General features: G+C 71.5%; 25 protein-coding genes. 11 read left to right on the plus strand and 14 right to left on the minus strand.

Annotated elements, in window-relative coordinates:
* Positions 1–111 precede the first annotated feature (111 nt).
* Positions 112–327 carry an MbtH family protein gene (locus ACYVLT_RS00205; RefSeq protein ID WP_461117985.1) on the minus strand — a complete coding sequence of 72 codons (216 nt, stop codon included), beginning with the start codon at positions 325–327 and terminating at the stop codon, positions 112–114.
* 496 nt (positions 328–823) lie between these two features.
* Between ACYVLT_RS00205 and ACYVLT_RS00210 the strand changes: the two genes are divergently transcribed.
* A complete protein-coding gene (locus ACYVLT_RS00210) occupies positions 824–2,296 on the plus strand; it encodes a family 43 glycosylhydrolase (protein WP_461117986.1) in 1,473 nt (490 codons plus the stop codon).
* A gap of 64 nt (positions 2,297–2,360) precedes the next feature.
* Positions 2,361–3,722 carry a glycoside hydrolase family 43 protein gene (locus ACYVLT_RS00215; protein ID WP_461117987.1) on the plus strand — a complete coding sequence of 454 codons (1,362 nt, stop codon included), beginning with the start codon at positions 2,361–2,363 and terminating at the stop codon, positions 3,720–3,722.
* Between the two features lie 220 nt (positions 3,723–3,942).
* Here the strand turns inward: ACYVLT_RS00215 and ACYVLT_RS00220 are convergent, their stop codons facing one another.
* The gene (locus ACYVLT_RS00220) at positions 3,943–4,737 is read right to left on the minus strand and encodes an SDR family NAD(P)-dependent oxidoreductase (RefSeq protein WP_461117988.1); all 795 of its coding nucleotides are present in this window, start codon (positions 4,735–4,737) and stop codon (positions 3,943–3,945) included.
* A gap of 226 nt (positions 4,738–4,963) precedes the next feature.
* On the opposite strand from ACYVLT_RS00220, the gene ACYVLT_RS00225 reads away from it, so the two are divergent.
* A complete protein-coding gene (locus ACYVLT_RS00225) occupies positions 4,964–5,509 on the plus strand; it encodes an EF-hand domain-containing protein (protein WP_461117989.1) in 546 nt (181 codons plus the stop codon).
* Positions 5,510–5,559: 50 nt separating this feature from the next.
* On the opposite strand, the gene ACYVLT_RS00230 is transcribed toward ACYVLT_RS00225, so the two are convergent.
* Genes ACYVLT_RS00230 through ACYVLT_RS00245 form a run of 4 tightly spaced genes read right to left on the minus strand, consistent with a single transcriptional unit; the run spans position 5,560 to position 9,191 of the window.
* The gene (locus ACYVLT_RS00230; protein WP_461117990.1) at positions 5,560–6,960 is read right to left on the minus strand and encodes a pyridoxal phosphate-dependent decarboxylase family protein; all 1,401 of its coding nucleotides are present in this window, start codon (positions 6,958–6,960) and stop codon (positions 5,560–5,562) included.
* Complete coding sequence (locus tag ACYVLT_RS00235) at positions 6,957–8,219, minus strand: MFS transporter (RefSeq protein ID WP_461117991.1); 1,263 nt, start codon at positions 8,217–8,219, stop codon at positions 6,957–6,959. Before ACYVLT_RS00235 ends, ACYVLT_RS00230 begins: the two co-directional genes overlap by 4 nt.
* A 31-nt stretch (positions 8,220–8,250) precedes the next feature.
* A complete protein-coding gene (locus ACYVLT_RS00240; protein ID WP_461117992.1) occupies positions 8,251–8,619 on the minus strand; it encodes a hypothetical protein in 369 nt (122 codons plus the stop codon).
* A complete protein-coding gene (locus ACYVLT_RS00245; protein WP_461117993.1) occupies positions 8,616–9,191 on the minus strand; it encodes a bifunctional DNA primase/polymerase in 576 nt (191 codons plus the stop codon). The genes ACYVLT_RS00240 and ACYVLT_RS00245 overlap by 4 nt, the downstream gene beginning before the upstream one ends.
* 207 nt (positions 9,192–9,398) lie before the next feature.
* Between ACYVLT_RS00245 and ACYVLT_RS00250 the strand changes: the two genes are divergently transcribed.
* Positions 9,399–10,565, plus strand: a complete 1,167-nt coding sequence (locus ACYVLT_RS00250) for a helix-turn-helix transcriptional regulator (RefSeq protein WP_461117994.1) — start codon at positions 9,399–9,401, stop codon at positions 10,563–10,565.
* 10 nt (positions 10,566–10,575) lie between these two features.
* A complete protein-coding gene (locus ACYVLT_RS00255) occupies positions 10,576–11,382 on the plus strand; it encodes a 5-formyltetrahydrofolate cyclo-ligase (protein ID WP_461117995.1) in 807 nt (268 codons plus the stop codon).
* Here the strand turns inward: ACYVLT_RS00255 and ACYVLT_RS00260 are convergent.
* From ACYVLT_RS00260 to ACYVLT_RS00280, 5 genes are read right to left on the minus strand one after another with little or no spacing between them, the layout of a single operon-like run.
* On the minus strand, positions 11,334–12,716 hold the full coding sequence (locus ACYVLT_RS00260) for a cellulose binding domain-containing protein (RefSeq protein WP_461117996.1): 1,383 nt from the start codon (positions 12,714–12,716) through the stop codon (positions 11,334–11,336). The two genes, ACYVLT_RS00255 and ACYVLT_RS00260, sit on opposite strands and share 49 nt — an antisense overlap.
* A gap of 18 nt (positions 12,717–12,734) precedes the next feature.
* A complete protein-coding gene (locus tag ACYVLT_RS00265) occupies positions 12,735–14,219 on the minus strand; it encodes a beta-N-acetylhexosaminidase (RefSeq protein ID WP_461117997.1) in 1,485 nt (494 codons plus the stop codon).
* 18 nt (positions 14,220–14,237) lie between these two features.
* A complete protein-coding gene (locus ACYVLT_RS00270; protein WP_461117998.1) occupies positions 14,238–15,059 on the minus strand; it encodes a carbohydrate ABC transporter permease in 822 nt (273 codons plus the stop codon).
* Complete coding sequence (locus ACYVLT_RS00275) at positions 15,056–16,009, minus strand: carbohydrate ABC transporter permease (RefSeq protein ID WP_461117999.1); 954 nt, start codon at positions 16,007–16,009, stop codon at positions 15,056–15,058. Before ACYVLT_RS00275 ends, ACYVLT_RS00270 begins: the two co-directional genes overlap by 4 nt.
* Positions 16,010–16,011: 2 nt before the next feature.
* Positions 16,012–17,271 (minus strand): extracellular solute-binding protein, encoded by a 1,260-nt coding sequence (locus tag ACYVLT_RS00280; protein WP_461118000.1) that lies wholly within the window; start codon positions 17,269–17,271, stop codon positions 16,012–16,014.
* A 179-nt stretch (positions 17,272–17,450) separates the two neighbouring features.
* Here ACYVLT_RS00280 and ACYVLT_RS00285 point away from each other — a divergent pair, with 179 nt between their 5' ends.
* Entirely contained in the window at positions 17,451–18,263 is an 813-nt protein-coding gene (locus ACYVLT_RS00285) for a GntR family transcriptional regulator (protein ID WP_461118001.1), read from the plus strand.
* Position 18,264: 1 nt separating this feature from the next.
* Here ACYVLT_RS00285 and ACYVLT_RS00290 read toward each other — a convergent pair whose 3' ends face one another.
* Positions 18,265–19,716, minus strand: a complete 1,452-nt coding sequence (locus tag ACYVLT_RS00290) for a hypothetical protein (RefSeq protein WP_461118002.1) — start codon at positions 19,714–19,716, stop codon at positions 18,265–18,267.
* Positions 19,713–22,214, minus strand: a complete 2,502-nt coding sequence (locus tag ACYVLT_RS00295) for an nSTAND1 domain-containing NTPase (RefSeq protein ID WP_461118003.1) — start codon at positions 22,212–22,214, stop codon at positions 19,713–19,715. Before ACYVLT_RS00295 ends, ACYVLT_RS00290 begins: the two co-directional genes overlap by 4 nt.
* A 79-nt stretch (positions 22,215–22,293) precedes the next feature.
* Here ACYVLT_RS00295 and ACYVLT_RS00300 point away from each other — a divergent pair, with 79 nt between their 5' ends.
* The 5 genes from ACYVLT_RS00300 to ccsB all read left to right on the plus strand — a co-directional run bounded on the left by ACYVLT_RS00300 (position 22,294) and on the right by ccsB (position 25,305).
* Positions 22,294–22,701 (plus strand): VOC family protein, encoded by a 408-nt coding sequence (locus ACYVLT_RS00300; protein ID WP_461118004.1) that lies wholly within the window; start codon positions 22,294–22,296, stop codon positions 22,699–22,701.
* An 87-nt stretch (positions 22,702–22,788) separates the two neighbouring features.
* The gene (locus ACYVLT_RS00305; protein WP_231648311.1) at positions 22,789–23,106 is read left to right on the plus strand and encodes a BlaI/MecI/CopY family transcriptional regulator; all 318 of its coding nucleotides are present in this window, start codon (positions 22,789–22,791) and stop codon (positions 23,104–23,106) included.
* A complete protein-coding gene (locus ACYVLT_RS00310) occupies positions 23,103–23,984 on the plus strand; it encodes a M56 family metallopeptidase (RefSeq protein WP_461118005.1) in 882 nt (293 codons plus the stop codon). Before ACYVLT_RS00305 ends, ACYVLT_RS00310 begins: the two co-directional genes overlap by 4 nt.
* A gap of 69 nt (positions 23,985–24,053) precedes the next feature.
* Entirely contained in the window at positions 24,054–24,434 is a 381-nt protein-coding gene (locus ACYVLT_RS00315; protein ID WP_461118006.1) for a hypothetical protein, read from the plus strand.
* Positions 24,427–25,305 carry a c-type cytochrome biogenesis protein CcsB gene (gene ccsB, locus ACYVLT_RS00320; RefSeq protein ID WP_461118007.1) on the plus strand — a complete coding sequence of 293 codons (879 nt, stop codon included), beginning with the start codon at positions 24,427–24,429 and terminating at the stop codon, positions 25,303–25,305. The genes ACYVLT_RS00315 and ccsB overlap by 8 nt, the downstream gene beginning before the upstream one ends.
* On the opposite strand, the gene ACYVLT_RS00325 is transcribed toward ccsB, so the two are convergent.
* Positions 25,287–26,249 carry a GlxA family transcriptional regulator gene (locus tag ACYVLT_RS00325; protein ID WP_461118008.1) on the minus strand — a complete coding sequence of 321 codons (963 nt, stop codon included), beginning with the start codon at positions 26,247–26,249 and terminating at the stop codon, positions 25,287–25,289. The two genes, ccsB and ACYVLT_RS00325, sit on opposite strands and share 19 nt — an antisense overlap.
* Between the last annotated feature and the right edge of the window lie 4 nt (positions 26,250–26,253).

A 26,253-nucleotide genomic window follows, 5' to 3' on the forward strand; every position in this document is an offset into this window, starting at 1 on the left:
GCGCACGACCGAACCGACCACCGGGAATTCGCGGAGACCAATTCCGGGCAGCCTGGACCGCCCTTTTGAGGCAGGTGTGCGTAATGCGCGAGGGTGGATCCGGGTGGAGTGTCAGCCGCGGTGCGCGGCGATGTGCTCGCGGACGCTGCGCGGGCGCATGTCCGTCCACACCCGGCCGATGTGGGCTAGACAGTCTTCCCTGGTGCCGCGTGTCCCCTCGGCCCGCCATCCCAGCGGGAGGTCCCGGTCGGCGAACCAGACCGAGTACTGCTCCTCGTCGTTGAGCACGACCAGGAATTCATTGTTATCCGAGTTCTCGTCACTCATGCAGTGATCTCCAGCCCTGGGCGGATGCGGGCGGGTTGCCGTTCGCGCAACGTTACGCGTCGCGTCTCGTAATGTGGAATCCTCTGAACGGTCGAACCCTTCATTGGCTATGGGTGGCGCGACTTATTGAATCTCCCTATGGCGTTGCGCGGCGTGTTCGACCGGTCACCGAAGGGTTTCCCCGGCCGGCTCCGGCTCAATTCCCGGCAGACGTGGAATCGGGAGACCTGTTATCGCTAACAGAGAGGGGTGATGCGGCCGATCGGCCTAATCTGTCGAATATCTTCGACTACAGAGGGTCGCGCAGCCGGCGATGTTACGCGGCTATTGAACCGTCGTCGATCCTGCTGTTAGCGTTAACAGGCGCGAGCCGAGTAGACGGCGACCCCGTCCGCCCGCACCGCGATCCGCCGCCACGCCGTCCCACCGGCCCGCACCAGGCTCGACGCCCGCGGGTCACCGTGTTCATCCATGCAGCGTCGCAGGGAGAGCAACCATGAGATCGACTTATCGGCGCGCGAGCCGCGGCGGCCTCGTCCTCGCCACCGTCACCACGCTGCTCGGAGCGCTCACGGTGGCCGTGCCGACCGCCGCGTCGGCGGCCGTGGTCGACACCAACGCCTCGTACGTGCTGGTCAACCGCAACAGCGGCAAGGCGCTGGACGTCTACGACCTGGCCACCGCCGACGGCGCCCGGATCTCGCAGTACACGCGCAACGACGGCGCGTGGCAGCAGTGGCAGTTCGTGGACTCCGGCGGCGGCTACTACCGGCTGAAGTCCCGGCACAGCGGCAAGGTGCTGGACTTCCCCTCCACGGCCGACCGCGCCGGGCTGGTGCAGAACACCGACGCCAACCGCACCGGCCAGCAGTTCCGCCTGGCCGACTCGGCGGGCGGCTATGTCCGGTTGCTCAACCGCGCCAGCGGCAAGGCGGTCGACGTGCTGGACTTCTCCACCGCGGACGGCGCGCAGCTCATCCAGTGGCCCGACACCGGCGGCACGAACCAGCAGTGGCAGTTGGTGCGGCTGGGCGCGCCCGCGCCCGGCACGTTCACCAACCCGATCAAGCGCAACGGCCCCGACCCGTGGTTGCAGTACCACAACGGGTACTACTACCTGGCCACGACGACGTGGAACTCCACGATCACGATGCGCCGGTCGCGCACGCTGGCCGGGCTGTCCACGGCGGCCGACCAGGTGATCTTCAACCTGACCAGGCCCAACGGGTGCTGCAACATGTGGGCGCCGGAGTTCTTCCTGCTGGGCGGCCGCTGGTACCTGTACTACGTGGCCGGGCAGAACGTGTCGGACTACAACCCGACGCAGCGGTTGCACGTGCTGGAGAGCTCCGGCACCGACCCGATGGGCCCTTACAGCTTCAAGGCCGACCTCGGCAACACCTGGGAGCTCGACCCGAGCATCCTGCAGCACAACGGGCGGCTGTACCTGATGGGCAGCGCGATGGACGGCACCCAGTCGCTGACCATCACCCCGCTGTCCAACCCGTACACGATCAGCGGCGCGCGCCGCACGATCAGCCAGCCGACGCTGTCCTGGGAACGGCAGACGGCCCCGGTCAACGAGGGCGCGGAGCCGCTGTACCGCAACGGGCGGACGATGATCGTGTACTCGGCCAGCGCGTGCTGGGGCCCGGACTACAAGCTCGGCCTGCTCACCCTGACCGGCTCCGACCCGCTCAACCGCGCCCACTGGACGAAGTCGCCCAACCCGGTGTTCCAGCGCAACGACGGCAACGGCGTGTTCGCGCCGGGCCACAACGGGTTCTTCAAGTCGCCCGACGGCACCGAGGACTGGATCGTCTACCACGCCAACGACTCCGCGGGCGGCGGCTGCGACATGAACCGGTCGACCCGCGCGCAGAAGTTCACCTGGAACGCCGACGGCACGCCCGACTTCGGCACCCCGGTCCGGCTCGGCACGACCCTGACCGCACCGTCCGGCGAATGAGCCTCCCCCGGGGCGGGTGTCTCCCGCCCGCCCCGGGGCTCCCCGCGAAAGGCACACACGGCTGATGTTGCAACGACGCACGCTGCTGGCCGGAGGACTCGCCTCACTGGCCCTGGCCCGGTCCGGGATCGCCGCCGCGGCGCCCGGCGACTCCGCCTACGTGATGGGGTACTTCACCGAGTCGCCGAACAAGGTCGCCGACCGCTACGCCCTGCACCTGGCGGTCAGCACCGACGGGCTCGCGTGGACCCCGCTGAACCAGAACAATCCCGTCGCCACGCCCACGGCGGGCACCGGCGGCCTGCGCGACCCGTTCATCATGCGCAAGCAGAACGGCGGGTTCGTCGTGCTGGCCACGGACCTCACCGGCACCGACTTCACCCGCCAGAACCAGTACATCCACGCCTGGGACTCGGCGGACCTGCGGTCGTTCACGGGGTACCGCCGGCTGAAGATGCACTCGATGCCGACCCACACGTGGGCGCCCGAGGCGTTCTGGGACGCCGCGCGCGGCCAGTACGGCATCGTCTACTCGGCCAACAGCGGCGGCCGTGACGGGATCTGGGTCAACTACACCAGCGACTTCGTCACCGTCGGCTCGCCCCAGCTGTTCTTCGACCCCGGCTTCAACGTCCTCGACGCCACGGTGCACGTCGGCAACGGCACCAACTACCTGTACTACAAGAGCTTCGCCGACGGCCGCCTCTACGGCGCCCGGTCGAGCACCCTGAACCCCCGCAGCTTCACCACCTACACCAGCGGTGTCGTCAGCGGCGGCATCGAGGCGCCGATCGTGGTCAAGGCGCACTCCCGCAACGAGTGGTGGCTGTGGGGCGACTCCTTCTCCCCGGTCAACGGCGAGCTGTACGCGTGGCGCAGCGGCGACATCAACACCAACTCCTGGTCACCGCTGACCAAGGCGCAGTACACCCAGCCGCTCAACGCCAAGCACCCCACCATCTGCGGCATCACCGCCACCGAGCACGCCGACCTGCTGTCCCGGTGGGGCGCGCCGAGGTGGAACCGGATCAAGTCCTACAACTTCCCCGACTACTTGGTGCGGCACGCGGGCAACGTCGCCCGCATCGACCCCTACCCGTTCGACCCCTACCAGGACTCGATGTGGCAGCTCGTGCCGGGCCTCGCGTCCTCCGCGGGGGTGTCGTTCCGCTCGGTCAACCACCCGGACCGCTACCTGCGCCACGTGAACTACGCGCTGGTGTTGGCGGCGGACGACGGCTCGGCCACGTTCGCGGGCGACGCCACGTTCCACCGCGTCGCCGGCCTGGCCGACGGCGCGTGGACGTCCTTCCGCTCCCACAACTTCCCCGACCGGCACCTCCGGCACGCCGGGTACGTGCTGCGCGTCGACCCGATCAGCACCTCCGCGGATCGGGCCGACGCCACGTTCCAGGTCGGTTCCTGACCCACAGGTCGGACCGATCGGGCTGCGGGCGCGGCACCTCGGCGGCGTGCCGCGCCCGCAGAGCCCTCTCCTGTCCGCCGAGCGGTACCGCGATTACGCCCCCGGCGCGGCCGTCAGCAGGCATGATTCACGCCGGGGGTGGGTGATGTCGCGAGCGGACGACGTCGTTGCGCTCGACTTCCGCACGCCGGACGGCCGGGTGATCCCCGGCCGTCCGGCGTCACGGCAGGATCGAGTCGACGTAGCCGCCGTCCACGCGCACCGCGGCTCCGGTCGTCGCCGACGCCTGCGGCGAGGCCAGGTACACCACCAGGTTGCCGATCTCCTCGGGCTCGATCAACCGCCCCAGCAGCGACTGCGGCCGGTGCAGGCGCATGAACTCCCGCTGCGCCTGCTCCCACGGCAGCGATCGGTCCACCAGCTGGTAGACGAAGTCCTCCACGCCGCCGGTGTGCGTCGGACCCGCGATCACGCAGTTCACCGTGACCCCGCTGCCCGCCGCCTCCTTGGCGAACCCCCGCGACACGCCCAGCAGCGCCGTCTTCGACACCCCGTAGTGGATCATCTCGGCCGGGATCACCACGGCCGAGTCGCTGGCGATGTACTGCACGCGCCCCCAGCCGCGCTCCCGCATCCCCGGCAGGTAGGTGCGGGTCAGCCGGACCGCCGCCAGCACGTTCACCTCGAAGTACCGCCGCCACTCGTCGTCGCTGATCTCCAACGCGGGCCGCGCGCCGAAGATGCCGACGTTGTTCACCAGCACGTCCACCTCCGGCAGCGCCGAGGCCAGCGCGGCCGCGCCGTCGACGGTCGACACGTCCGCCGCCACACCGAGCACGTCCGCCCCCGGCACCACCGCGCGCAGCCGTGCCACCGCCTCGTCCACCGCGTCGGGCTTGCGCCCGTTCACCGCCGTCCGCGCGCCGGCCCGCGCCAGCGCCGTCGCGATCGCCTCGCCGATGCCCTGCGTCGAACCGGTGACCAGCGCCGTCTTCCCGCTCAGATCCAGGTGCATGGCCACCATGATCGCGCGAACGGCGTGACGCCGCCGTTCGCCCGACGACCGCCGCCGTGTCGACGCGATTCGTGCGGTGATCTCCACTCTCGGTCGTTGTCAAGATGCGGGAGGAAACCCTGTCGAGTGAGAGTCGAACCCGTTCTGCCGCTGCCTGGTGGTGATGATCCGTCAGTAGGCTGCGGTTCGCGGACAAGTCGTGTCATGGATTGGGAGAGGGATCCTCATGTCGGACCGGGTTCTGCTCGACAACATCGACCGGGTTTTCGCGATTCTCGACGTGGACGGCGACGGTGGGATCAGCAAGGCCGATTTCACCTCGATGGGGGCCGGGGTGGCGAGGGAGTTCGGGCTCGACGAGAACGCGCCGCAGGCCAGGAGCCTGATCGCGAAGTACGAGGGGATCTGGGACCACCTCCGCGGCGCGGACCTCGACGTCGACGGCGTGGTGGGTGCGGCGGAATTCCGGGAGGCCCACACGTCCGGGACGGTGACCACCGAGGTGCTGGTCGAGAGGTGGCTGTCCGCGACGCACGGGAATTTCGAGGTGGCCGACGTCGACGGTGACGGTTACATCGACCTGGAGGCCTTCGTCGCCATCTACCGGGGAGCGGGGATCCCGGACCGGAAGGTGGCCGAGACGGCGTTCGGGGCGATGGACGTCGACGCCGACGGCCGCCTCGACTGGAACGAGCTGTCCGCGCACGCGCGAGGCCTGTTCACGGCGACCGACGAGTCCGCGAAGGGCACCCACATGGTCAGCGGCGACTGACGGCGAGGGTCCCGGCCCACTACCGCCCCGTGGTGCGAACACTCGGATGTTCATGAGTACAGCGCGCCCAGGAACTCCACCAACAGCCGTTCCCGCAACGCCGGGCTCGCCGCCGCGAGCAGCGCGTTCACCGTCGCCATCCGCTCCGGCAGCACGCTCCCGGCTCCGCCCATGCCGGCCGCGGCGAGCAGCCCGCCGAACTCCTCGGGCGTGAGCGAGTCCGGCTGGAGCCCGCCGATGAACTCGACGATCTCGGGAGCCACCCGCACCGGCCCGGCCTCCACCGCGGCCCGCACCGACGCCCGCAGGTCCTCCAGCAGTTCCGACTCGTGCCCGGCGTTCGCCGCCGTGACGGTGAGGTGCAGGTTCGCGGGGGAGGAGCGGTAGGCGAACTGCGGCTGCACGTACCAGTTCCGCGCCTTCATCTCGTCGGCCACGGTGAACACGTCGAAGTCGTCCCGCGCGGCCGCCACCGCCAGCAACGTCGCCGACGGCGTGCCGAGCACCCGCAGCCCGTCGATCGTCGCGATGCCGTCACACAACAGCCGGGTGCTCTCCAACGCCTGGCGCGCGAGCGAGCGGTACCCGTCGTCACCGATGTGCCGCAGCACCACCCAGGCGGCGGCCAGGGGACCACCGGACCGGGTGGACTGCGTGGTCGAGTTCAACATCGTGTAACCGGGCCACGCCGCCGACGCGAAGTACTGCGACCGGCGCAGGTCGGCCGACGCGTGCAGCAGCACGGACGTGCCCTTCGGGCAGTACGCGTACTTGTGCAGGTCGACCGAGATGCTGGTGACGCCTGGTACGGAGAAGTCGAACGGCGGCACGTCCGACGCGTGCGGCAGCACCCACCCGCCGATGCACGCGTCCACGTGGCAGCGCACGCCGCGTTCACGGGCGGTGGCCGCGATCTCGGGGACCGGGTCGACCACCCCGTGCGCGTACGACGGCGCGCTGGCCACCACGAGCACCGTGGACGGGTCGATCGCCGCCGCCATCGCCACCGGGTCCGCCCGGAACGTCTCCGGGTCCACCGGCACCGCGACCACCCGCACCCCGAAGTAGTGCGCGGCCTTGTGGAACGCCGCGTGCACGGTCTCCGGCACCACCATCGACGGCCGCGCGACGTCCGGCCGCGAGTCCCGGGCCGCGACCACCGCGAGCAGGCAAGACTCGGTGCCGCCGGACGTGACCGTGCCGACGGAAGCGGCGTCACCGCCCAGCAACCGGGCCGCCGTGCGCACCACGTCGTTCTCCAGCCGCAGCAAGCTCGGGAACGCGGTCGGGTCGAGCCCGTTCACCGACGCCGCCAGCGCGTGCGCGGACGCCGCCAACTCGTCCAGGCCGGGCAGCGCGCTGTCGTACACGTAGGCCAACGTCCGCCCGCCGTGCGTGGGCAGGTCGCCGGCCCGCAGGGCGCGCAGCTCGGCCAAGAGGTCGTCGGTCACGCGGTCTCCTCGCGCAGCAGGGGCAGGGCCGCCAACGCCAGCACGGCCGGGATGACGGTGAAACCGAGCAGCGCGGCGGTCACCGCGCCGGAGGACTGCACGACCGAGCCGTCGGTGCTCGCGACGTACCCGCCGGCGGCGAGGACCAGCCCGTACACGCCGGGGCCGAGCGCCAGCCCCAACGTCTCACCGGCCGTCCACACCCCGGAGAACAGGCCCGCCCGCGTGGCGCCGGTCCGCCGCTCCTCGGCGGTGATCACGTCCGGCAGCATGGCCAGCGGGAACACCTGCATGCCCGCGTAACCCACGCCGATCACGGCCATCAGCGCCAGCACCGCCGCGACCGGCAGCACCCGTGCGGCGGTCAGCCCGGCCACCGCGGTCGCGAACAGCACCGACGCGGCGACCAACCCGACCCGCTTGCCGTGCCGCCGGCCGACGCGTTGCCACAGCGGCATCACCAGCAGCGCGGGCCCGACGAACCCGGCGAACAGCGCGGTCTGCAAGCCCTGCTCGCCCAGCACCAGGCGGGCGAAGTAGTCGACGCCGGCGAGCATCGTGCCCAGTCCGACGGCCTGCACCACGAACACGATCAACAGCAGCCGGAACGGCCGCGACCCACGGACCGCCGCCACCAGCTCACCCACACCGGCCGCCGTCGACACCCGTCGTGACGCCGGCACACCGCGCGTGCCCGCGACCGTGGCCAGCGTGCCGACCACCATCAGCGCCGCGACCGCCACACCCATGCCCGGGTAGCCGATGGCGTCACGCACCGCGGGCGCGCCCGCACCGCTGACCAGGATCGCCAGCGCCAGAAACGCCATCCGCCACGCCATCAGCCGGGTGCGCTCGTCGTAGTCCTCCGTGATCTCCGCGGCCATCGCCACGTACGGGACCTGGAAGAACGCGTACGCCGTCGCGCAAGCCAGGAACACCACCGCCACGTACACCGCCGCGCCCGGCCCCGTGAACGGCCCGGCGAACAGCAGCGCGAACAACACCGCCGTCACGATGCCTCCGCGCAGCAGGAAGGGCCGCCGCACCCCGGCCCGGTCGCTGATCCGACCGGCCACCGGGTTGAACAGCACGTCCCACGCCTTCGGCACGAGCACCAGCAGCCCGGCGACCGCGGCGGGCACGGCCAGGCTGTCGGTCAGGTACGGCAGCAACAGCAGGCCGGGCACCGTACCGAACGCACCGGTGACGAACGACCCGGTCGCATACCCCGCCCGCGTCCCACGAGTGATCTGCGGCATAGGCGGAAGAGTTTCGCATTCGACCCTCTACCTACGCGAGAGAGACTTCGGGAGACCGGATGGCAGGACAGCCCGCGGACGCCGCCTCGTCCAACCACACCACGTGCACCCGCCGCACCCCTGCCGATCGAGAGCTGACCTCGAACAGCGCCCGGGCAGCCTCCGGGCTCGGGGAGTTCAGCACGAAGTCGCCTTCCACGGAGTTGACGTCGGCACGGCCCTCGTAGGCCAGGCCGTAACCCGCGACGCGGGCGTCCTCTGCCTCGCCGTACTCCTCCACGATCGCGAACAACCTCGGTGCTTGGTCCGTCGCCAACCGATACATCAGCCTGGCGAACTCCTCCGCATTCCACAGCGGTGCCGACCTGGTGGACGCCGTCCGCCCAGCCGGCCCGGTCATGCGCTCTTCCTCTCGTAACTCTGGACGAGGTCCGCCAACGCGTCGCCGGGAATCAGCCGATTGCCCGCTTGTTCGGGGGTGACCAGCCAGATCACCGGCGTGGTGCCGAAGGCACTCGGCGGCAGGGGTAGGGGCATTCCGGCATCCACGACCCTCGCGTCGTCGCCCAAGAGCACCGCGGGCAGCGGCGGGCGGACCAGGAGGTAGGCGATGGGCAGGTGCGGAAGGGCCAGCACCGGCGTCGGCAGGCCCGCGAACCACGGGTCCTCCGCCAACGCCATGACCAGCGACTCGGTCAACGCGAACGCCCCCAACCCCGGACCGGTCACGGTGAAGACGTTGGGCTCGTGCAGTCCGGGCCTCGACCACCACTCGCGCACCAGCGAGGCATCGGTGGTCGCCTCGCGGATCGGTCGTAGGCAGGGACCGGCGACGGGCAGTTCGTCCACCGGGTCGGCGAAGCGTCCGTCGTGCCAGATCGCTCCAGGGATGACCGGCCACCCCAATGCGGCGTACTCCAGGGCGGCTTGCAATGTTGTGGTCTGCCGGATCTCGGGCGTGCTGCTTGGCACGGCCTCACCTTTCTGCTGAGGGGATCATGGTGAGGGGGCCCTCGTGCGCCATCTGGCGTTGAGCGCCGTGATCAAGGATGGAATCCGTCAGGGGCGCACGACAGAGCCACAGCGGCGCGCTCATGAGGCCATAGAGGGGCAGCGGTACTCTTGACCTGGTCGAATCGTTATCACGTTTTCCACACGCCGACGCCAGGAGGTCACCCGATGGCAGTACGGCGAACCGCCTTTGCTCGTGCGCGAAAGGCGGCTGGTTTTACCCAGGAGTCGTTCGCCGAAGCGGCCAACGTCGAGCGCTCGACGGTGGTGCGTTGGGAGGCCGGTGTCCGAGAGCCGCTCCCGTACCAGCGCCCGAAGCTCGCTCGTCTCCTGCGGGTATCTCTCGACAAGCTTGATCAGCTGCTCGTGGACGGCGGTCATGGCGAAGGCGAGGCGGACGAACACCTGACCCATTCCCTGCGGCAGCCGGGTTCCGTCGACCTGACGGCGGTTGCGCGGTTGCGCGAGTGGGTCCATGAACTCGACGAACGGTACGACCGTGCGCCGTCGACGTCATTGCTCGCGGAGACTGGGCAGACCCTCGGCCAGGTTGCGTTCCTCAACATCCACGCCAACGCGCACCGCGTCCGGCGGGAGCTGGGTACGGTCGAGGCCGAGAGCGCCACGCTCATGGGGCAGTTGGTCTGGGATGCCTCTCAGCGCCGTGATCACCGGACCGCGCACCGGTACTTCGACCAGGCGCGCGCCGCGGCCCGTCGAGTCCGCGACGCGGCAGCCGAAGGGCTCGCCCTTCTCCGCAAGAGCTATGTGGCCTTGTACGGCGAGGCTGATCCTCGGACCGGCCTCGCACTGACGATGCAGGCGGCCGCGACGGCCGCGGGTACAAGCCGGGTACTCAGCGGTCTCGCGGCGCTCCACGCTGCCGAAGCCCACGCAATGATGGGGCAGCTCGCTGACTGCGAACGCGCGTTGGGAGAGGCTGAACTGCGCTTCGCCCAGATCGACGGCGATGACGTGGCGCTCGATCTGTTCTCACCGACTCAGCACGGTCGGTTGGCCGGCTCGTGCTACCTGTTCCTCGGCCAGGCCGAGAAGGCCGCGTTGATACTGGAAGCCACCGTAACCCGGCTGCACGGTCGTTCGAAGTCCGAGGCCATCGTGCTCGGCAACCTCGGCCTGGCCCACCTTCGACAAGGAAGGGTGGACGAGGCCGCCGGGACGTTGCACAAAGCGATGGACGTGATCGAACTGACCTGGGGTGGTGGTGGGCTGAACGTCCTGTTCGATGCGTGCCGTGAAATGCGACCGTGGCGGCAAGAGGGTGACGTGCAGGATGTGTACGACCGCGTGATGACCCTCATGGCAACGAAGTAGGAGGCCCGGCGTGGCGGAGGTCGACCAGGTTAAACAGACCGCACGTGAGCGCGTCTGGGCGTTGCTCGAACGCGAAGGCGCCGTTCCTGTCGGTGTCCACGGCCGCATTCCGTCATTCTTCGGTGCCGATGAAGCCGCCGGGCGACTCGCCGAACTCCCGGAGTGGCACGGCGCACGGGTGATCAAGGCGGTGCCGGACACCGCCCAGGAACCGGTCCGGGCTCGTGCCCTCCGCGAGGGCAAGCTGGTCTACATGGCCGTGCCGAAGCTGGCCGAGAAGCAGCCTTTCTACCTGCTCGACCCGGCCACGTTGCCGGTTTCGCCCGAGGAAGCCGCCAATCGGCACATCGCGGCGCGGGTCGGGCTACCGGTCGACGTCGACACGATGCAACCGGTCGACCTCATCGTCTGCGGCAGCGTGGCGGTCAACCACCGCGGCGTGCGGCTCGGCAAGGGTGCCGGGTACTCCGACATCGAGGTGGCACTGCTCCAAGAAGCCGGGCTCATCAAGTCGGACACCAGGATCGTGACGACGGTGCACCAACTCCAGGTCGTGGGCGGCGAACTGCCTGAGACGGAGCACGACTTCAGCGTTGATGCGATCATCACGCCGCAGGCCGTCATCCGATGCCCGGAGCCGAGGCGACCACGCGGTCTGTTCTGGGATGAGCTCTCGGCCGAGAGGATCAAGGCGATCCCGGCGTTGGCAATACGCCGGAGAGCGGGTCGCCGCGGTGTCGAGCAGGGGCAGCGACCCGCCGGCCGGGACTACGAGGCGGGCACCGTGTCGACGTGGTCGATGCCCGAGGAGCGGTAGGCGTTCACGCGGGACTGGACTTGGGTTGGGGTCAGGACCTGGTCCTTGGCGAAGTACACGTAGTCCACGTGCTGCTGGTAGGCGCGGTCGCCGGGGGTGCCGACCAGGCCGCCGGAGATGAACCACAGGTTGAAGTTGAGAGACATCGGTGTCTCCGGGTAGTACTTGTCGCCGTGGTCGGCCACCTGTGCACCGTCCACGAAGTACCTCACCCGGCCACCGGACACGTGGATCACCAGGTCGTGCCAGCCGGCGTAGCTCCGCCGCTGCTCCGTGTGGATGTTGTCGGCGATCCACGGCTCGTTCTGGTAGGTCTCCCAGGTCGTCTCGTACAGGATGTTGGCCGGCTCGCCCCACCCGCCGTTGGGCAGGTACTCGAAGTCGATCTCGCCGTAGTTCGGGTCCATGTTGCTGTTGAGGGGCGTGATGGTGAAGAACGTCTGCACCACGTGGTCGCCGTCGGGCCCGAAGACCGGCGCGTCGGAGAACTTCACCCGGGCCGCGTAGGTGCCCTCGAAGAACTTCCGCTGGTGGTACAGCTCGGTCTGGCGCGCCGACGACCCGTTGTTGGACGACTCCAACCGCATCGACTTCTGGCCGTCCACGGTCGGGAACGTCACCAGCGCCGGGTCCCACACCGCGCCCGGCACGCCCGGACCTCCGCCGCCCGAGCGGACCGTCCACCCGCGCTGTGCGATCCGGGAGTCGCTGGAGCTCGTATAGCCGAAGTCGTCGAACAATGCCGGGCCGTTCGGGTTCGGCGGGGTCGACGAGGTGGTCGTGGTGGTGGGGCCGGTCCCTCCGGGCGTGGTGCCCCACAGCAGGGTGGCGCCCCGGTGCACGGTCACCCGGGACCACGCGGAGTAAGCACTGGCCGCGCGGAACGAGTAGTCGTCGGACTGGGTGATCGGACCCCAGTTCGACCGGTAGAACCGCAGTTGCAGGTCACCGGTGTCGGCGCCCGGGCCGAGCGAGCCCGCGCCCCCGGTGAACCCGACCTCCAGGTAGCGGTCGGCGGCGCCGCCGGTCAGCGTGCCGAACGTGCCGGTCACGTTGCCGCAACCGCGCACCGCCCACGAGCACGCGAAGCGGTAGCCGACGTCGGGCACCTCGCTCTTGAAGTAGTAGCGGACCTTCAGCTCGGCCAGCGGCACGGTCGTGCCGCCGGTGTTGACCAGCTTGAACCACGGTTCGACCTGGTCGGTCGTCGCACCGGACGCGCTGGTCCGGTACTGGGCGGTGACCGAGTCGGCGGCCAACGCCATCGGTGCGGCCACCAGCGCGGCGACGGACACCGCGGCGGCTCCGATCGCGGCGATCATGCGTGCGTGCACTTCGGTTCTCTCCTCAAGTCAGCAGGGTGGGACAGGGGAGCGGGCGTCGTCCTCCTTCCTCGAGAGGGGAACGGACAGCGCGCTCAGGCGGCCGGTGTGCGCGCGCATCCGTTCGGTGAAGTCGGTCCAGGACGGTCGTTGCGCCCAGAGCGTGTCGGCCAGCGCCGCGAGTCGCGGGTAGGCCAGCCGCTCCAGGTCGTGCGCGGTCGGCGCGTACTCCGTCCACAACGCGCACTGCGCGCCGAGCACGCCGTCCGGCAGGGGCAGGTGGTAGACGTCGTGCGCGGTCACGACCAGGCCGGGCTGTCCGGCGGGTTCGCAAGGGTCGTCGGACTGGGGGTAGTCGAGGTAGGTCGACCGGTGCGGCGCCATCACCACGTCGTGCCCGAGGTCCGCCGCCGACCGCGCGTCCGCCGCGTCACGCCACGGCATCACCACCACCCGCGGGTCACCGATCGGCTCCCACGACACCGGCACCCGCCCACGCCCGACCACGTGGTCGGCCATCGCGCGCAGGAACCAGCCGTGCAGCTCGTGCGGCCCGGCCAACCCCTCCCGGCGGACCCGCCGCAACGCGCTGGGGCTCGACTCCCACTCGGTGGTGGGGCACTCGTCGCCGCCCAGGTGCACGTGCGGACCGGGGAACACGTCCACCACCTCGTCCAGCACGTCCCGGCAGAGGTCCAGCGCGGCGTCGTGCACCCCGAACACCGCGTCGCTGACGCCCCACCGCGTCCACACCGGCAGCCGCCGCGCGGGGAAGTTGCCCAGCTCCGGGTACGCGGCCAGCGCGGCGCGGGCGTGCCCCGGCAGCTCGATCTCCGGCACGATCCGGATACCGCGTTCGTCGGCGTAGGACACGAGCCCGGCCAACTCCGCGCGGGTGTAGGAACCGCCGTGCGGCACGCCGTCACCCATGGTCTCCGCCCGCCACCCGCCGACCGACGTCAGACGCGGGTGGCGCGGCACCGGCATCCGCCAGCCCTGGTCGTCGGTCAGGTGCAGGTGCAGCACGTTGAGCTTGTGCACGGCCATGAGGTCGACGAACCGGCGCAGCACCGCGACCGGCTGGAAGTGGCGGGCCACGTCGAGCAGCACCCCGCGCCACGGCAGCCGCGGCGCGTCCCGGACGTCCACACCGGGCAACGCCCAGTCCACACCGGACACCGGTCGCGAGCCGAGCACCGTCGGCGTGAACAACTGCCGGATGGTCTGCACGCCGTGCGCCAGCCCGTGGCGCGTCGCCGCGCGCAGCACCACCGCGTGTTCGTTCACCGTGAGCGCGTAACCCTCGTCGCCGAGCCCCACCAGCCGCTCGTCCAACGCGAACACCACACGCCCGTCCTCGTGCGACGGCAGCGGCAGCCCGGTGGCCGGCCGCACCAGCGCGCGCAACAACCGGGCCGCGCCCTGAGCGCCGGGCGTGGCGCGGATCGCCGTGTCGCGGTCGAACGCGAACCGGCCGTGCCGCCGGATCAGCCGCGTCGGTCGTGGCACGATCACCGATAACCCCCCGAAGTGTCAGCCCTTGACCGCGCCACCGACGATCCCGGTGGTCACCCGCCCCTGGAGCACCAGGAACACCAGCAGCACGGGCAGCATGAACAGCGTCGAGGCGGCCATGGTCGCGCCCCAGTCCGTGCCGAACGTGTTGCCGAACGACGACAGCCACACCGGCAGCGTCCGGTCGTCCTGGTCCTTGATGATCAGCACGTTGGCGAAGGCGAACTCGTTCCACGCGGTGATGAACCCGAACAGCGACGTCGCCAGCAGACCGGGCGCGAGCAGCGGGAACACCACCCGGCGGAACGCCTGCGCCCGCGAGCACCCGTCCACCAGCGCCGCCTCTTCGAGGTCGACCGGCACGGCGGCGAGGAACCCGCGCAGGGTCACGACGGTGAACGGCAGCGTGATCATGAAGTAGACCAGCGTGAGCATCCAGAGCGTGTCGAGCATCCCGGTGTCGCGCGCGATCACGTAGATCGGGATGAGCAGCGCCTCCCACGGCGTCATCTGCGCCACGAACACCATCAGGATGAACCCGCGCCGCCCCTTCCAACGCAGCCGCGCCACCGCGAACGCCGCCAGCAGCGCGACCACCAGCGCCAGCAGCACGGCACCGCTCGCGACCAGGAGGCTGTTGCGCCAGAACGACCAGAACCCCCGCGCCGACACCGCCGTGCCGAAGTGCTCGAACGTCACCGACAGCGGCAGGAACGTCGGCGTCCGCGCCTGGATGTCCCGGGTCGGCTTGAACGCGGTCAGCACCATCCAGTACACCGGGAACGCCGACACCACGAACACCGCCAGCGCCGCTGCCGCGCGCAGCACCCGGCCGGTCACGACACGTCCTCCTGCCGGTACATCTGCCGGAAGTACGCCAGCAGCACCAGCACGAGCAGCAGCACCATGAGCATCGACACCGCCGCGCCCAGGTCGTAGCGCTGCAACGACTGCGCGACCTGGAACGCGTACACCGGCAACGTCGTGGTCGCCCGCCCCGGACCGCCCTGCGAGATCACCCAGATCTGCACGAACGCCTTCACCACCCAGATCACCTCCAGGCAGGTGATCAGCCCGAACATGGCCCGCAGCACCGGGAACGTGATGGAGGCGAACACCCGCCACGCGCCCGCGCCGTCCATCCGCGCGGCCTCGTACAGGTCGGCCGGGATCGTCACCATCGCCGCGTACAGCGACAGCGCCGCGAACGGCACCGACTGCCACACGATCAACGCCACCAGGATGGTGAACGTGGCGGGCCCGTCGGCGAACCACGCGTAGTCGCGGAAGCCCTCGAACCCCAGGCGCACCAGCACCCAGTTGACCACCCCCAGCCGGGACTGGAACAGCCACTGGAACACGGTGGTGGCCGCGATCACCGGTGTCGCCCACACCAGCACCAGCCCGGACATCACCAGCAGCCGCGTCCACCTGCCCAGCCGCACCAGCAGCAGCGCGACCAGCGTGGACAGCACCATGATCAGCACGACGTTGATCGCGGTGAACACCAGCGTCCGCCGCACCACCGCCCAGAACTCCGGGTCGCCCAGCACCCGCGCGTAGTTCGCCAGGCCGACGAACCGCGCGTCACCGCGCACCAGCTGGGGCAGCCCGAAGTCCTGCACCGAGATGACGACGTTGCGCACCAGCGGGTACAGCAGCAGGAACGCCGTGGCCAGCACGGTCGGCGCGATCAGCAGGTACGGCCACCAGGAGGTGCGGCGGCGGCGCGACGGGGGAGGGTTCGACGGCGGGCGGTGCTCGACCGCCCGCGTCAGCGTCGTGGTCACGGCTACGCGCCCGAGTTGAGCGCCTGGGTGATCACCTTGTCCGCCTCGGCCGCGGCGGTCGCCGGGTCGGCGCCCGTCAGGACCGCGGTCAGGAACTCCTTGATCGGGTTGCGCGCCTCGACCGCCGCCCAGTTCGGCGAGTTCGGCGTGGCGCGCCCGTTGACCGCGCCCGCCGCCATCGCCGCCGCGCCGGGGTCGTCGCCGACCGCGCTCGCCAGCGACGTCCGGTTCGGCACGTAGTTCATCGCCTTGGCCAGCTCGACCTGCCACTTCTCCCCGGCCAGCGCCTTGACCACGGCGTACGCGCCGTCCTGGCGCGGTGAGGCCAGGGGGACGATCAGGTCGGAGCCGCCGGTGAACACCGCGCCCGGCGTGGCGGCGGTCTTGCCGGGGATGGGGAAGAAGCCGAGCTTGTCGGCGAGTTCGGGGTTGGCCTTGGCGACCAGCTTCGCCGCGCCGGGCACCGCGATGAACTGCGCGACCTGCCCGCCCGCGACCACGTCGGTCTGCTGGGGCTTGGCCTCGTCGGAGTCCTTGGGCCCGTCGCCCAGCGCCTGCAACCGCCGGTAGAAGTCCGCGCCCGCCAACGCCTCCGGCGTGTTCAACGCCCCGGACCACTCCTCTCCGCCTTGCTGTTGTCCATCCCTCCGGGCGAGGTCGCCGCCCTCGTCCCAGACGAAGCCGGACAGCACGTACCAGTTCTGGCCGGGCAGGTAGATGCCCTGCGTGTCGCCCTCGTCCAGCTTGGCGGTGGTGGCCAGCCACTCGTCGCGCGTCTTCGGCGGTGTCACGCCGGCCGCCTCGAAGAGGTCCTTGCGGTAGATGACGACCCGGTTCGCCGCGTAGAACGGGATGCCGAACTGCCTGCCGCCGACCGCGCCCGGCTCGGCCAGACCGGGTATCCAGTCCGCGCCGCCCAGCTCGGCGACCTTGCCGGACAGGTCGGTGACCCCGTCGCTGGCCGCGTACTGGGCGACCTGGGTGTTGCCGACCTCGATCACGTCCGGCGGGTCGGTGCTCGCCAGCGCACTGGTCACCTTCTGCGTGATGCCGTTCCACTCCTGGATCTGGACTTCGAGGTCCAGCTCGGGGTGCTCGCGCTCGAACTCGGTCTCGAATCGGCTGACGAAGTCGTCGGTGGCGGAGTCCTTCATCAGCCAGACGGTGATGTCCTGCTTCCCGCCGGACGCGCCCGGGTCGGAACCGCAGGCGGACAGGGCGAGCAACGACGCGAGGACGACGGTGGCGGGTCGGTTCGGCACGTCTCACCTCTCAGCTGACCAATTGGTAAACCTGGGTGGAGCCTGTCGAAGATGGCATAGACCAATGTGGCAGTCAACACCCAGTTCACGGCCGTGAGAGCGTTCTCCAGCTGCGTCAGACCAGACCTGACCACTGGTCTGACATACTGTCGGCGACCGGCAAGACGAAGCGAGGCGGCATGGCCGAACCGATCCTCAAACGCGAACGGGTGCGCGACTACCTGCTCGAACTCATCGAGACGCACGCGCCCGGCGCGCCTATCCCGGCCGAACGCGTGCTGTGCCGACAGCTCTCGGTGTCCCGGCCCACGCTGCGCTCGGCGGTGGACGAACTGGTCAACACCGGCCTGCTGATCCGCCAGCACGGCCGCGGCACGTTCGTCGCGCCCGCCAAGATCACCCAGGAGTTGGTGTCGGCCGACCGCGCGATGACCCTGCCGCAGGCGGGCGGCGCCTGGACGAGCCGGGTGCTGGAGCACGCCCGCATCCCGGCCGGCGCGCGGGTCGGCCGCCGGCTGCGCGTCTCACCGGCCGCCGAGATCACCTACGTCGCCCGGCTGCGCCTGGTCGACGGCGCGCCGATGGCGATCGAGTACCTGCACGTCCCGGTGGCCGTCGCACCCGGCCTCACGGTCGAGGACATGGAGTCGGGCAACTTCTACGACCGGCTGGCCGACCACGGCGTGCGCGTCAGCGACGCGGTGCAGTCCATCGAGCCCACGGTCACCAACGACGCCGAGTCCGAACTGCTCGGCGTGCCGGTGTTCGCGCCCGCGCTGCTGTTCGAGCGGTTGACCAACGACACCACCGGCCGCCCGGTCGAGTACGTGCACTCGCTGTACCGGGGCGACCGCTACCGGATCGTCTCCCGCCTGTCCCTCGCACCGACCGCCCCCGCTCCCGGCGCGCGGACCGGCCACCACCCCGGCATCCCGCCCGGCGACCTGTCCTCGGGCCCGGTCCGCTCGGCCACCACCGGCGACGTCCAGTAGCTCAGTCGCGCACCACGTCGAGTCGTGCCTCGAACCGGACCTCGTGGTGGCGCACGGCCGGCGCGGGCAGTGCGTTCAACCGGGCGAGCACGTGGTCGGCCAGGTCCTGCGGCAGCACCTCGGACTCGTCCGGCCGCACCGCCAGCCCGATCCACGACGGCGCGCCCGGCGCGAGCCGGAAGTGCAGGAGCATCGCCTGGAGCCGGTGCGGTACGCCGTCCAGCGCGTCGTCGACCACCTGGCAGGCGTCCTGGATGAACCGGACGACCTCGTCGGCCGACACCTCGCGCTCCATGACGTGCTGGTCGGTCAGCAGGTGGATGGCGTCCAGCCGGATGTTGTACAGCGGGACGGTCAGGCCGTTGCGCTCGCGCGCCCTGGGCTTGGGGCGGTACGGCGGATAGCCGTCCGGGCTCTCGATGACCACCCCGAACGGCGAGACGTACCGCTGGGGGTAGGGCTCCAGGACCATCTCCCGGCCCGACGCGCGCCAGGTGAACTCGCGCCGGTCCGCCAGGGCGTCGAGGAACCGCCGCCACAGCTCGGCGGGCATCATCAGCGTGTACCCGTCCTCCTCTTGCACCGCACCGACTTCGATGTCGCCGTGCAGCAGCACCAGGAAGTTCACCCCGATGACGAGGTCGCCGTGCACGACCGAGTCGTCGGTGGCGAACATGATCGCCTCCGGCCCGGTCTGGCCCGCCCGCCAGACGAACCGGGCGTCCTCGGACTCGCCCGGACCGGGCAGGAGCAGCAGCGTGTCGGGCGCGCCGGACAGCAGGGCGTGCAGCCGCGCGCAGTCCCCTTCGGACAGCGACAACCGCACCTGCGGTCCGACGTGGACCACGTTGAGGTAGGGCACGTGCGCCGTGGGCAGGTCGTACCGGGACAACAGGGTGGCGGCACCGGGGTGCGTCGGTTCCGGCTCGATCACGACCGGGCGGCGGCTGTCGAACCACCACGGGTGCGGGAACACCCGGGTCAGCTTGCCCAGCAGCGCCAACACCCGGAGGTGGCCGTACCGCTCCGCGGCCTCGTACTCGCCGTCCAGCAGCGGGACCAGCAGCAGCGGCGTCCGCCCGTGGCCCTCGATCACGGGCAGCCGCGGGTCGTGCGCCCGGTAGGGCAGGCACAGGAATCCGCTGATCCGGGGATCGAGGTCGAAGGTGCCCGGGCGGACCTCCAGCGCGCCGCCGGACGCCAGTGTCGTGCCACGCGTCGCGTGGTCGTGGATCGACCGGAACAGGTCGAACAGCTGCTCGGGCGGCGGGCCGTCCCGGCGCACCGCGATGACCACCTCGGGTGCGTCGAGCGCCGCCAGGCCGCGGGTGGCGAGCACCCAGACCTCCTCCTCGCGGTCGCCGCCCGTGCTCACCCGGTCGGTGTACACGGTGGCCTGCACCCCGCCCGGGACGAGCTCGACCCGGTCGACGGGCACGAGTGGTTCCCTCACCCGGCACCACCGGACCAGAGCGGCGGGCCGACGCACGGTCGGAAACCCCGGTCGTCCCGCACGACGTCGCCGCGCATGACCCGCCTCGCGCGGACCACGCACCGGTCGGGGTGCTCCCTCGCGGAACCGCCCTTGAGCACGTGCACACCCTCCGTCGTCGGCGCGGCCGGGCCGTCCTCGCACCACTCCCAGACCGAGCCGATCATGTCCGACGCGCCACCCGCCGGGGATCGGCCGAGCGGGTACATGCCCACCGCGATCGGCCCGCCGAGCCCGGAGGCCACGGTGTTGGCGTGGTCGTCGCGCCAGTCGTCGCCCCACGGGTACGGGCTCGACCCGCCGCCCGCCGCGCGCTCCCACTCCCGTTCGGTCGGCAGCCGCACCACCCATCCCTCGGGCCACGCCGGGTCGGCCCAGCGGTTCACCCACTGGCAGAACGACACCGCCTCGCCCCACGTGCCGGTGGCGGGCGCGTTCGCCTGGTACCCCTCCAGCCCGGTCGGCTGCGCGGTGGTCGGCCGGTACTGGCCGCGCCGGAACGCGTCGATCTGCGCCACCGTGACGGGGTACCGCGCGATCCACAGCGGCGGGTCGCCGGGCACCCGGCACCACGCGATGTCCGGCCGGCCGTCCACCACGCCGACACCGGGGCGTGGATCGCCCAACCGGGCGAGCCGCGCGGAGACCTCGCGCCGCCGCGCGTGGGGCAGGTCGGGTGTGGTCAGCTCCTCCAGCAGGCGTTCCGGTTCGGGCCGCAGGAACTCCCGTTCCCGCTCGTCCAGCGCGGCGTCGAGCTTGTGCACCGCCGCCGCGACCGGTTCGATCCGCTCCTGCGGCCACAGGAACAGCGGGTCGCGCCCGCTGCGCGCCCAGTCCGCCGCCGCGCGCCGCATCCGGTTGACCGCGAGCATGTCCTCGTGCCCGGCGTCCAGCCAGCGCGTCAACCTCGGCCAGCCGCGGAAGATCGCCTCGTGCGCCAGTTCCACGAACGGCTCGGGACCGTGCCCGGTGACCAGCAGCCGTGCGTCGACCAGCGCGTCGACCAACGCCTTGCGCCGCGGCGCGGACAGCTCGGCCAACGCCGCGCGGCCGCGCACCGGCCCGCCGACCTCGTCCACCTCGACCAGCTTGCGCAGGACCGGGCCGAACTCGACGCGCACGTCCTGCGGCAACGCCTGGAACGCGCGCTCGGCCAGTTGTCCGATGGCGCCCTCGACCCCGCCGATCTCCTCGTACGCGGCCATGGTCAACCGGTCGCCGTCGCGGCGCAGGTGCAGCTCGTTGAGCGCGAACGCGAGCAACGGCAACCGGCCCGGCTCCTGTCGGGCGTGCACGAGCAGCAGCTCGGGCAGGTCGCGGTCGAACCGCAGCCCCGCCAGCGCGGCCGGCCTGCGGATGATCTCGGTCACCGACGACAGGTCCGGTGGGCCCAGCGGCAGCATCGCCGCCCGCAGGTGCCGCGCCAGCCCCTCGTGGTCGAGCGCCGAGCCCAGGAAGTCCGCGCGCAGGCTCGCCACCACGGTCGCGCCGCCCGAGTCGGCCAGCTCCACCAGCCGGTCGAGCAGCGCTTGCCGGTGCGGCTGCGCGGCCGGGCCGAAGACCTCCTCGAACTGGTCGACGAACACCACCGTGCGGGCATCGGCGGGCGCGGGCAGCTCCTGCCCGGCGGCGATGCCGCGCGGCGTGATCCGATGGCCCGACCACGTGCCGCCGTCGTGACCGGGCGTGCGCCACCCCGTGTCGGCCAGCCTCGGCAGCAGCCCGGCGCCGATCAGCGACGACTTGCCCGAGCCGCTCGGTCCGATCACGGTGACCAGCCGGTGCGCCCGGACCAGCTCGACCAGGGCGTCCACCTCGCGGTCACGCCCGAAGAACGTGTCGGCGTCCGCCGTGGTGAACGCCTGCAAGCCCGGGTAGGGCGAGCGGGTCGCGTCCCAGCGCGGTCGCCGCGGCCCGGCGGGGCGGGTCCGGCGGGCGATCAGACTGCGCAGGTGGGCGTCCACCAGGGACCGGAACTCGCCGAGATCGGCGAACTCCTGCACCACGCCGCGCTCGCGCAGCGTGTCGAGGTAGCCGCGCAGGGCCTGGTACTGCTGTGCCTTGGCGTGCCAGTCCGGGTCCCCCAACGCCACGGTCGCGGGCGCGGTCTTGTGGTAGACCAGCACGTCCGGCCCGCCGGGGCGCAGCGCGTCCTCCAGCTCCCAGACCGTGCCCGACGCCGCGCCCCGCGCCGGCGAGCCCAGCCGCGACCACAGCACCGCGACCACGATGTCGCTGTCCGACGGCAGCCCCTGCACCGAGTCGACGGTGTCCTGCGGGTGCTCGGAGACCAGCAGCGGCACCGGCGCGTCGGGGTTGTCCCAGCTGGCCACCCGCAGGTCCGTGCCGGGGTCGAGGAACGGGTCGAACCTCAGCCGCCGCACGACCTCCAGCACCGCCGCCCGCTCGTCGGGCACGTCGCCGGGCGAGGACACGTAGACGGTGATCGCGTTGCCCACCCCGGAACCTTCCCTCGCCCTGCGATTGTCGGTCCGTGCTGCCAGGATGAGCCCGCTCGAACGACCCGAGGAGGACACCGTGACCTCACTGCTCAACCCTTACGTCAGCTTCGCAGGAAACGCCCGCGAAGCGATGGAGTTCTACGAATCGGTCTTCGGCGGCACGCTGACGTTCAACACGTACGGCGAGTACGGCGAGGCCGGCGCGCCCGAGGCGGAGAAGATCATGCACGGCCAGCTGGAGACGCCCAGCGGCTACACCCTGATGGGCGCCGACACCCCGCCCGGGATGCCGCACAACCCCGGCGACAACGTCACCATCTGCCTCAGCGGCGACGACGCCGACGAGCTGCGCGGCTACTTCGAGAAGCTGGCCGACGGCGGGAACGTCACGATGCCGCTGGAGAAGCAGATGTGGGGCGACGAGTACGGCTCCTGCCAGGACCGGTTCGGCGTCTTCTGGATGGTCAACATCAGCGTCGCGTGATCCCGCCCGGCGCCGTGCCTCGTACCATCGCCACGTGACGGCTGGAGGGTGGCGGTGAAGGGGCTCGGCGAGTTGGAACGGGCCGCGATGGACGTCCTGTGGGACCGCGGCGAGCCGGTCGCGGTGCGCGACGTCGTGCGCGCGCTGGCCGACCGCGACCTCGCCTACACGACCGTGATGACGGTCCTGAACCGGTTGGCGAAGAAGGGGTTCGTCCGACGCGAGGCGGGGGAGGGGCGCGCCTGGTACTACGCGCCGGTCGCCAGCCGCGAGCAGTACGTCGCACGGCTGATGCTGGACGCGTTGTCGCTGACCGGCGACCGGGAGACGGCGCTGGCGCACTTCGCGCAGTCGATGACCGCGCCCGAGGCGGAAGCGCTGAGCCAGGCGTTGGACGAGCGGTGAACGCCGCGCTGCACCTCGCGGCGACGCTGGTGCTGAGCGTGGCGGCGGCGGGCCCGCTCGCCCGCGCCCGGTGGGTCTGGCGCGCACCGCGCACCGGGATCCTGCTGTGGCAGCTGCTCGGCCTGTCGTGGGCGTTGTCCGCGGTCGGGCTGCTGCTCGCCCTCGGCCTCGCGCCCTACGACGCGCCGATCCCGATCGCCTTGGGACGGTGGGCGGACGACGCGGTGCGCGGCGACGTCACGCCGCTCGCGGTGCTGGTCGTGCTCGGTCTGCTGTCCGCGTTGGACCTGGTGATCGGCCTGCTGTGGACGTGGTGCTCGGTGCTGCGGGTCCGGCGGCGGCACCGCGACGTGCTGGCGCTGGTGGCCCGCCGCGACGACGCCGCGCCCGGCGCTTTCGTGCTCGACCACCCGCACGTGGTCGCCTACTGCGTCCCCGGCGCGCGGTCGGCCGTCGTGCTCAGCTCGGGCGCGCTGACCGCGTTGACCCGCGACCAGGTGGACGCCGTGCTCGGCCACGAGCACGCGCACGGGCGTGAGCGGCACGACCTGGTGCTGCTGCCGTTCAGCGCGTTGTGCTCGGTGCTGCCGAGGGTCCGGCTGGTGCGGTCGGTCGCGCGGGCGGTGGCGTTGCTGGTGGAGATGCGGGCCGACGAGAGCGCGAGCCTGCGCCACGGCGCCCAGCCGCTCGCCGCGGCGCTGCGCAGGTTCGGTTCGGCGCGCCCGCCCGAGGGCGCCCTGGGTGCGGCCGACGTCGCGGTCGCGGCACGGCTGGACCGCCTGGCCGGCCTGCCGCCGTTGCCCGCGGCATTCCGGTGGTCCGCGGTGGTCGCAGGGCTGGTGCTGGTCTCGACCCCGGTGAGCTTCCTGGTGTGGTGACCCCTCTCCGCCGACTACTACAACGTGTAGTGCTACGTTGCGTAGTAGTCAGTGGGGAGGGATTGCTCGATGATCGAAGTCCTGGCGACCGCGTTGACGGTCGTCGCGTTGGCCGCCGCGGCCTGGGCGCTGGTGCTGGCCGTGCTCGACCACCCGATCACGTTGCGCACCAAGCCGACGCTCGGGTTGGCGGGGGTGGTCCTGCTGCTGGAGGCGGGGCTGCTCGTGCAGGCCGCGGCCGGCGTGGTGGCGATGCTCGGCTCGGACCGGGAGCTGGACCGGGCGACGTTCGTCGGCTACCTGGTCGGGGTGGCGGTCGTGCTGCCGCTGGGCGCCGTGTGGTCGGTGGCCGAGCGGTCCCGGTGGGGCGCGGGGGTGCTGACCGTGACCTGCCTGAGCGTGCCGGTGATGATCCTGCGGCTCAACCAGCTGTGGGCCGGCCATGGGTGACCGCCTCGTCGGGTCGGCCCTGCTCAGCGACTGGCTGTTCACCAGCGCGTTCGGCGTCTACATGCTCGCCGCCCTGCTCGGCTCGGCGGAGTACGCCCTGACCCGGCACGCGGCGCACCCGCCCGCGTTCGCCGTGCGGCTCGGGCGTTGCGGTGTCGCCTTGGCCGTCCTGGGCGGACTGCTGCACCTCGGGTCGGTGGTGCTGCGCGGTGTCGCGACGGGCCGCGTGCCGTGGGGCAACATGTACGAGTACCTGTCGGCGGTCGGGTTGATCGCCATCGTCGCGTGGCTGTACCTGGTGTCCCGGTACGACGTGCGCCGGCTGTCGGTGTTCGTGCTGCTGCCGATCGCGTCGCTGCTGTTCCTGGCGGGCAACCGGCTCTACGCCGAGGCGGCGCCGCTCGTGCCGCCGCTGCGCTCGTTCTGGATCGTCGTCCACGTCGCCGCGGCGATCATGGCCGGCGGTGTGTTCCTGCTGTCCGGTGTGGTCAGCGCGCTGCACCTGGCCAGTTCGGGCGAGTTCACCCGGAAGGGTGGGCCGAACCCCCGGCTGCCACCCGCGGAGCACCTGGACAAGATCGCCTACCGCACCGGCGCGGTCGGGTTCCTGACGCTCACGTTCGCGATCATCACCGGCGCGGTGTGGGCGGAGCAGGCGTGGGGCCGGTTCTGGGGCTGGGACCCGAAGGAGACGGTCGCCTTCGTGTCGTGGGTCTGCTACGCCGCCTACCTGCACGCCCGCGCCACGGCGGGTTGGCGCGGCCGGCGTTCGGCGTGGCTCAACGTCGTCGGCATGGTCGTGGTGCTGTTCAACCTGTTCTTCGTCAACCTGGTCGCGGTCGGCCTGCACTCCTACGCGGGGGTCGACTGAGCCGCACCGCGGAAGGCGGAGCGGTAGGCGTGGGGGTTGGTGCCGACGACGCGCTTGAACCGGTCGCGGAACGCGGTGGGCGAGCCGAAGCCGACCCGTGCGGCGATCCGGTCGACCGGGTGGTCGGTGGCTTCCAGCAGGTGCTGCGCCCGGCGGATGCGGGTGCGGTGCAGCCACCGCACCGGAGTGGTGCCGGTCTGCTCGCGGAAGCGGCGGTTGAGGGTGCGGGTGCTCATGCCCGCGTGCGCGGCGATCTCCTCCAGGCCGAGGTCGCGCGCGCAGTTGTCCTCCATCCAGCGCAGCACGGGTTCCAGCACCGAGCCGCGTGGTGTGGGCGGCTGCTCGTGGACGATGAACTGGGCCTGCCCGCCCTCCCGCTCCAGCGGCATCACCGAGAGGCGGGCGGCGTCGGCGGCGACCGCGGAACCGTGGTCCTGGCGGATCAGGTGCAGGCACAGGTCCAGCCCGGCGGCCGCGCCCGCCGAGGTGAGCAGCCGGCCGTTGTCCACGTAGAGGACGTCGGGGTCGACGTCGATCTCGGGGTGGCGGGCGGCCAGCGCGGCGGCGCCCGCCCAGTGGGTGGTGGCGCGGAGCCCGTCGAGCAGCCCGGTGGCCGCGAGGATGAACGCGCCGGAGCAGATGGAGGCGATCCGCGCCCCACCGGCGGCGGCGCGCCGGAGAGCGTCCAGCACCTCGTCCGGGATCGGCGCGGTGGCGTCGGCGCAGCCGGGCAGGATCACGGTGTCCGCGTCGGCCAGCGCGTCCAGGCCCCACGGCGGTTGGAGGGTGAACGCGCCCGCGTCGACCGTCGGGGTGGCGCCGCAGACCAGCACGCGGTAGGCGGGGTCGCCGTCGGGCAGCCGGGTGCGGGTGAACACCTCGATGGGCGTGGCCAGGTCGAACGGGACGACCCGGTCGAGGGCGAGGACGGCCACCGTGCGCATGCCG

Source organism: Saccharothrix stipae, assembly GCF_054781895.1.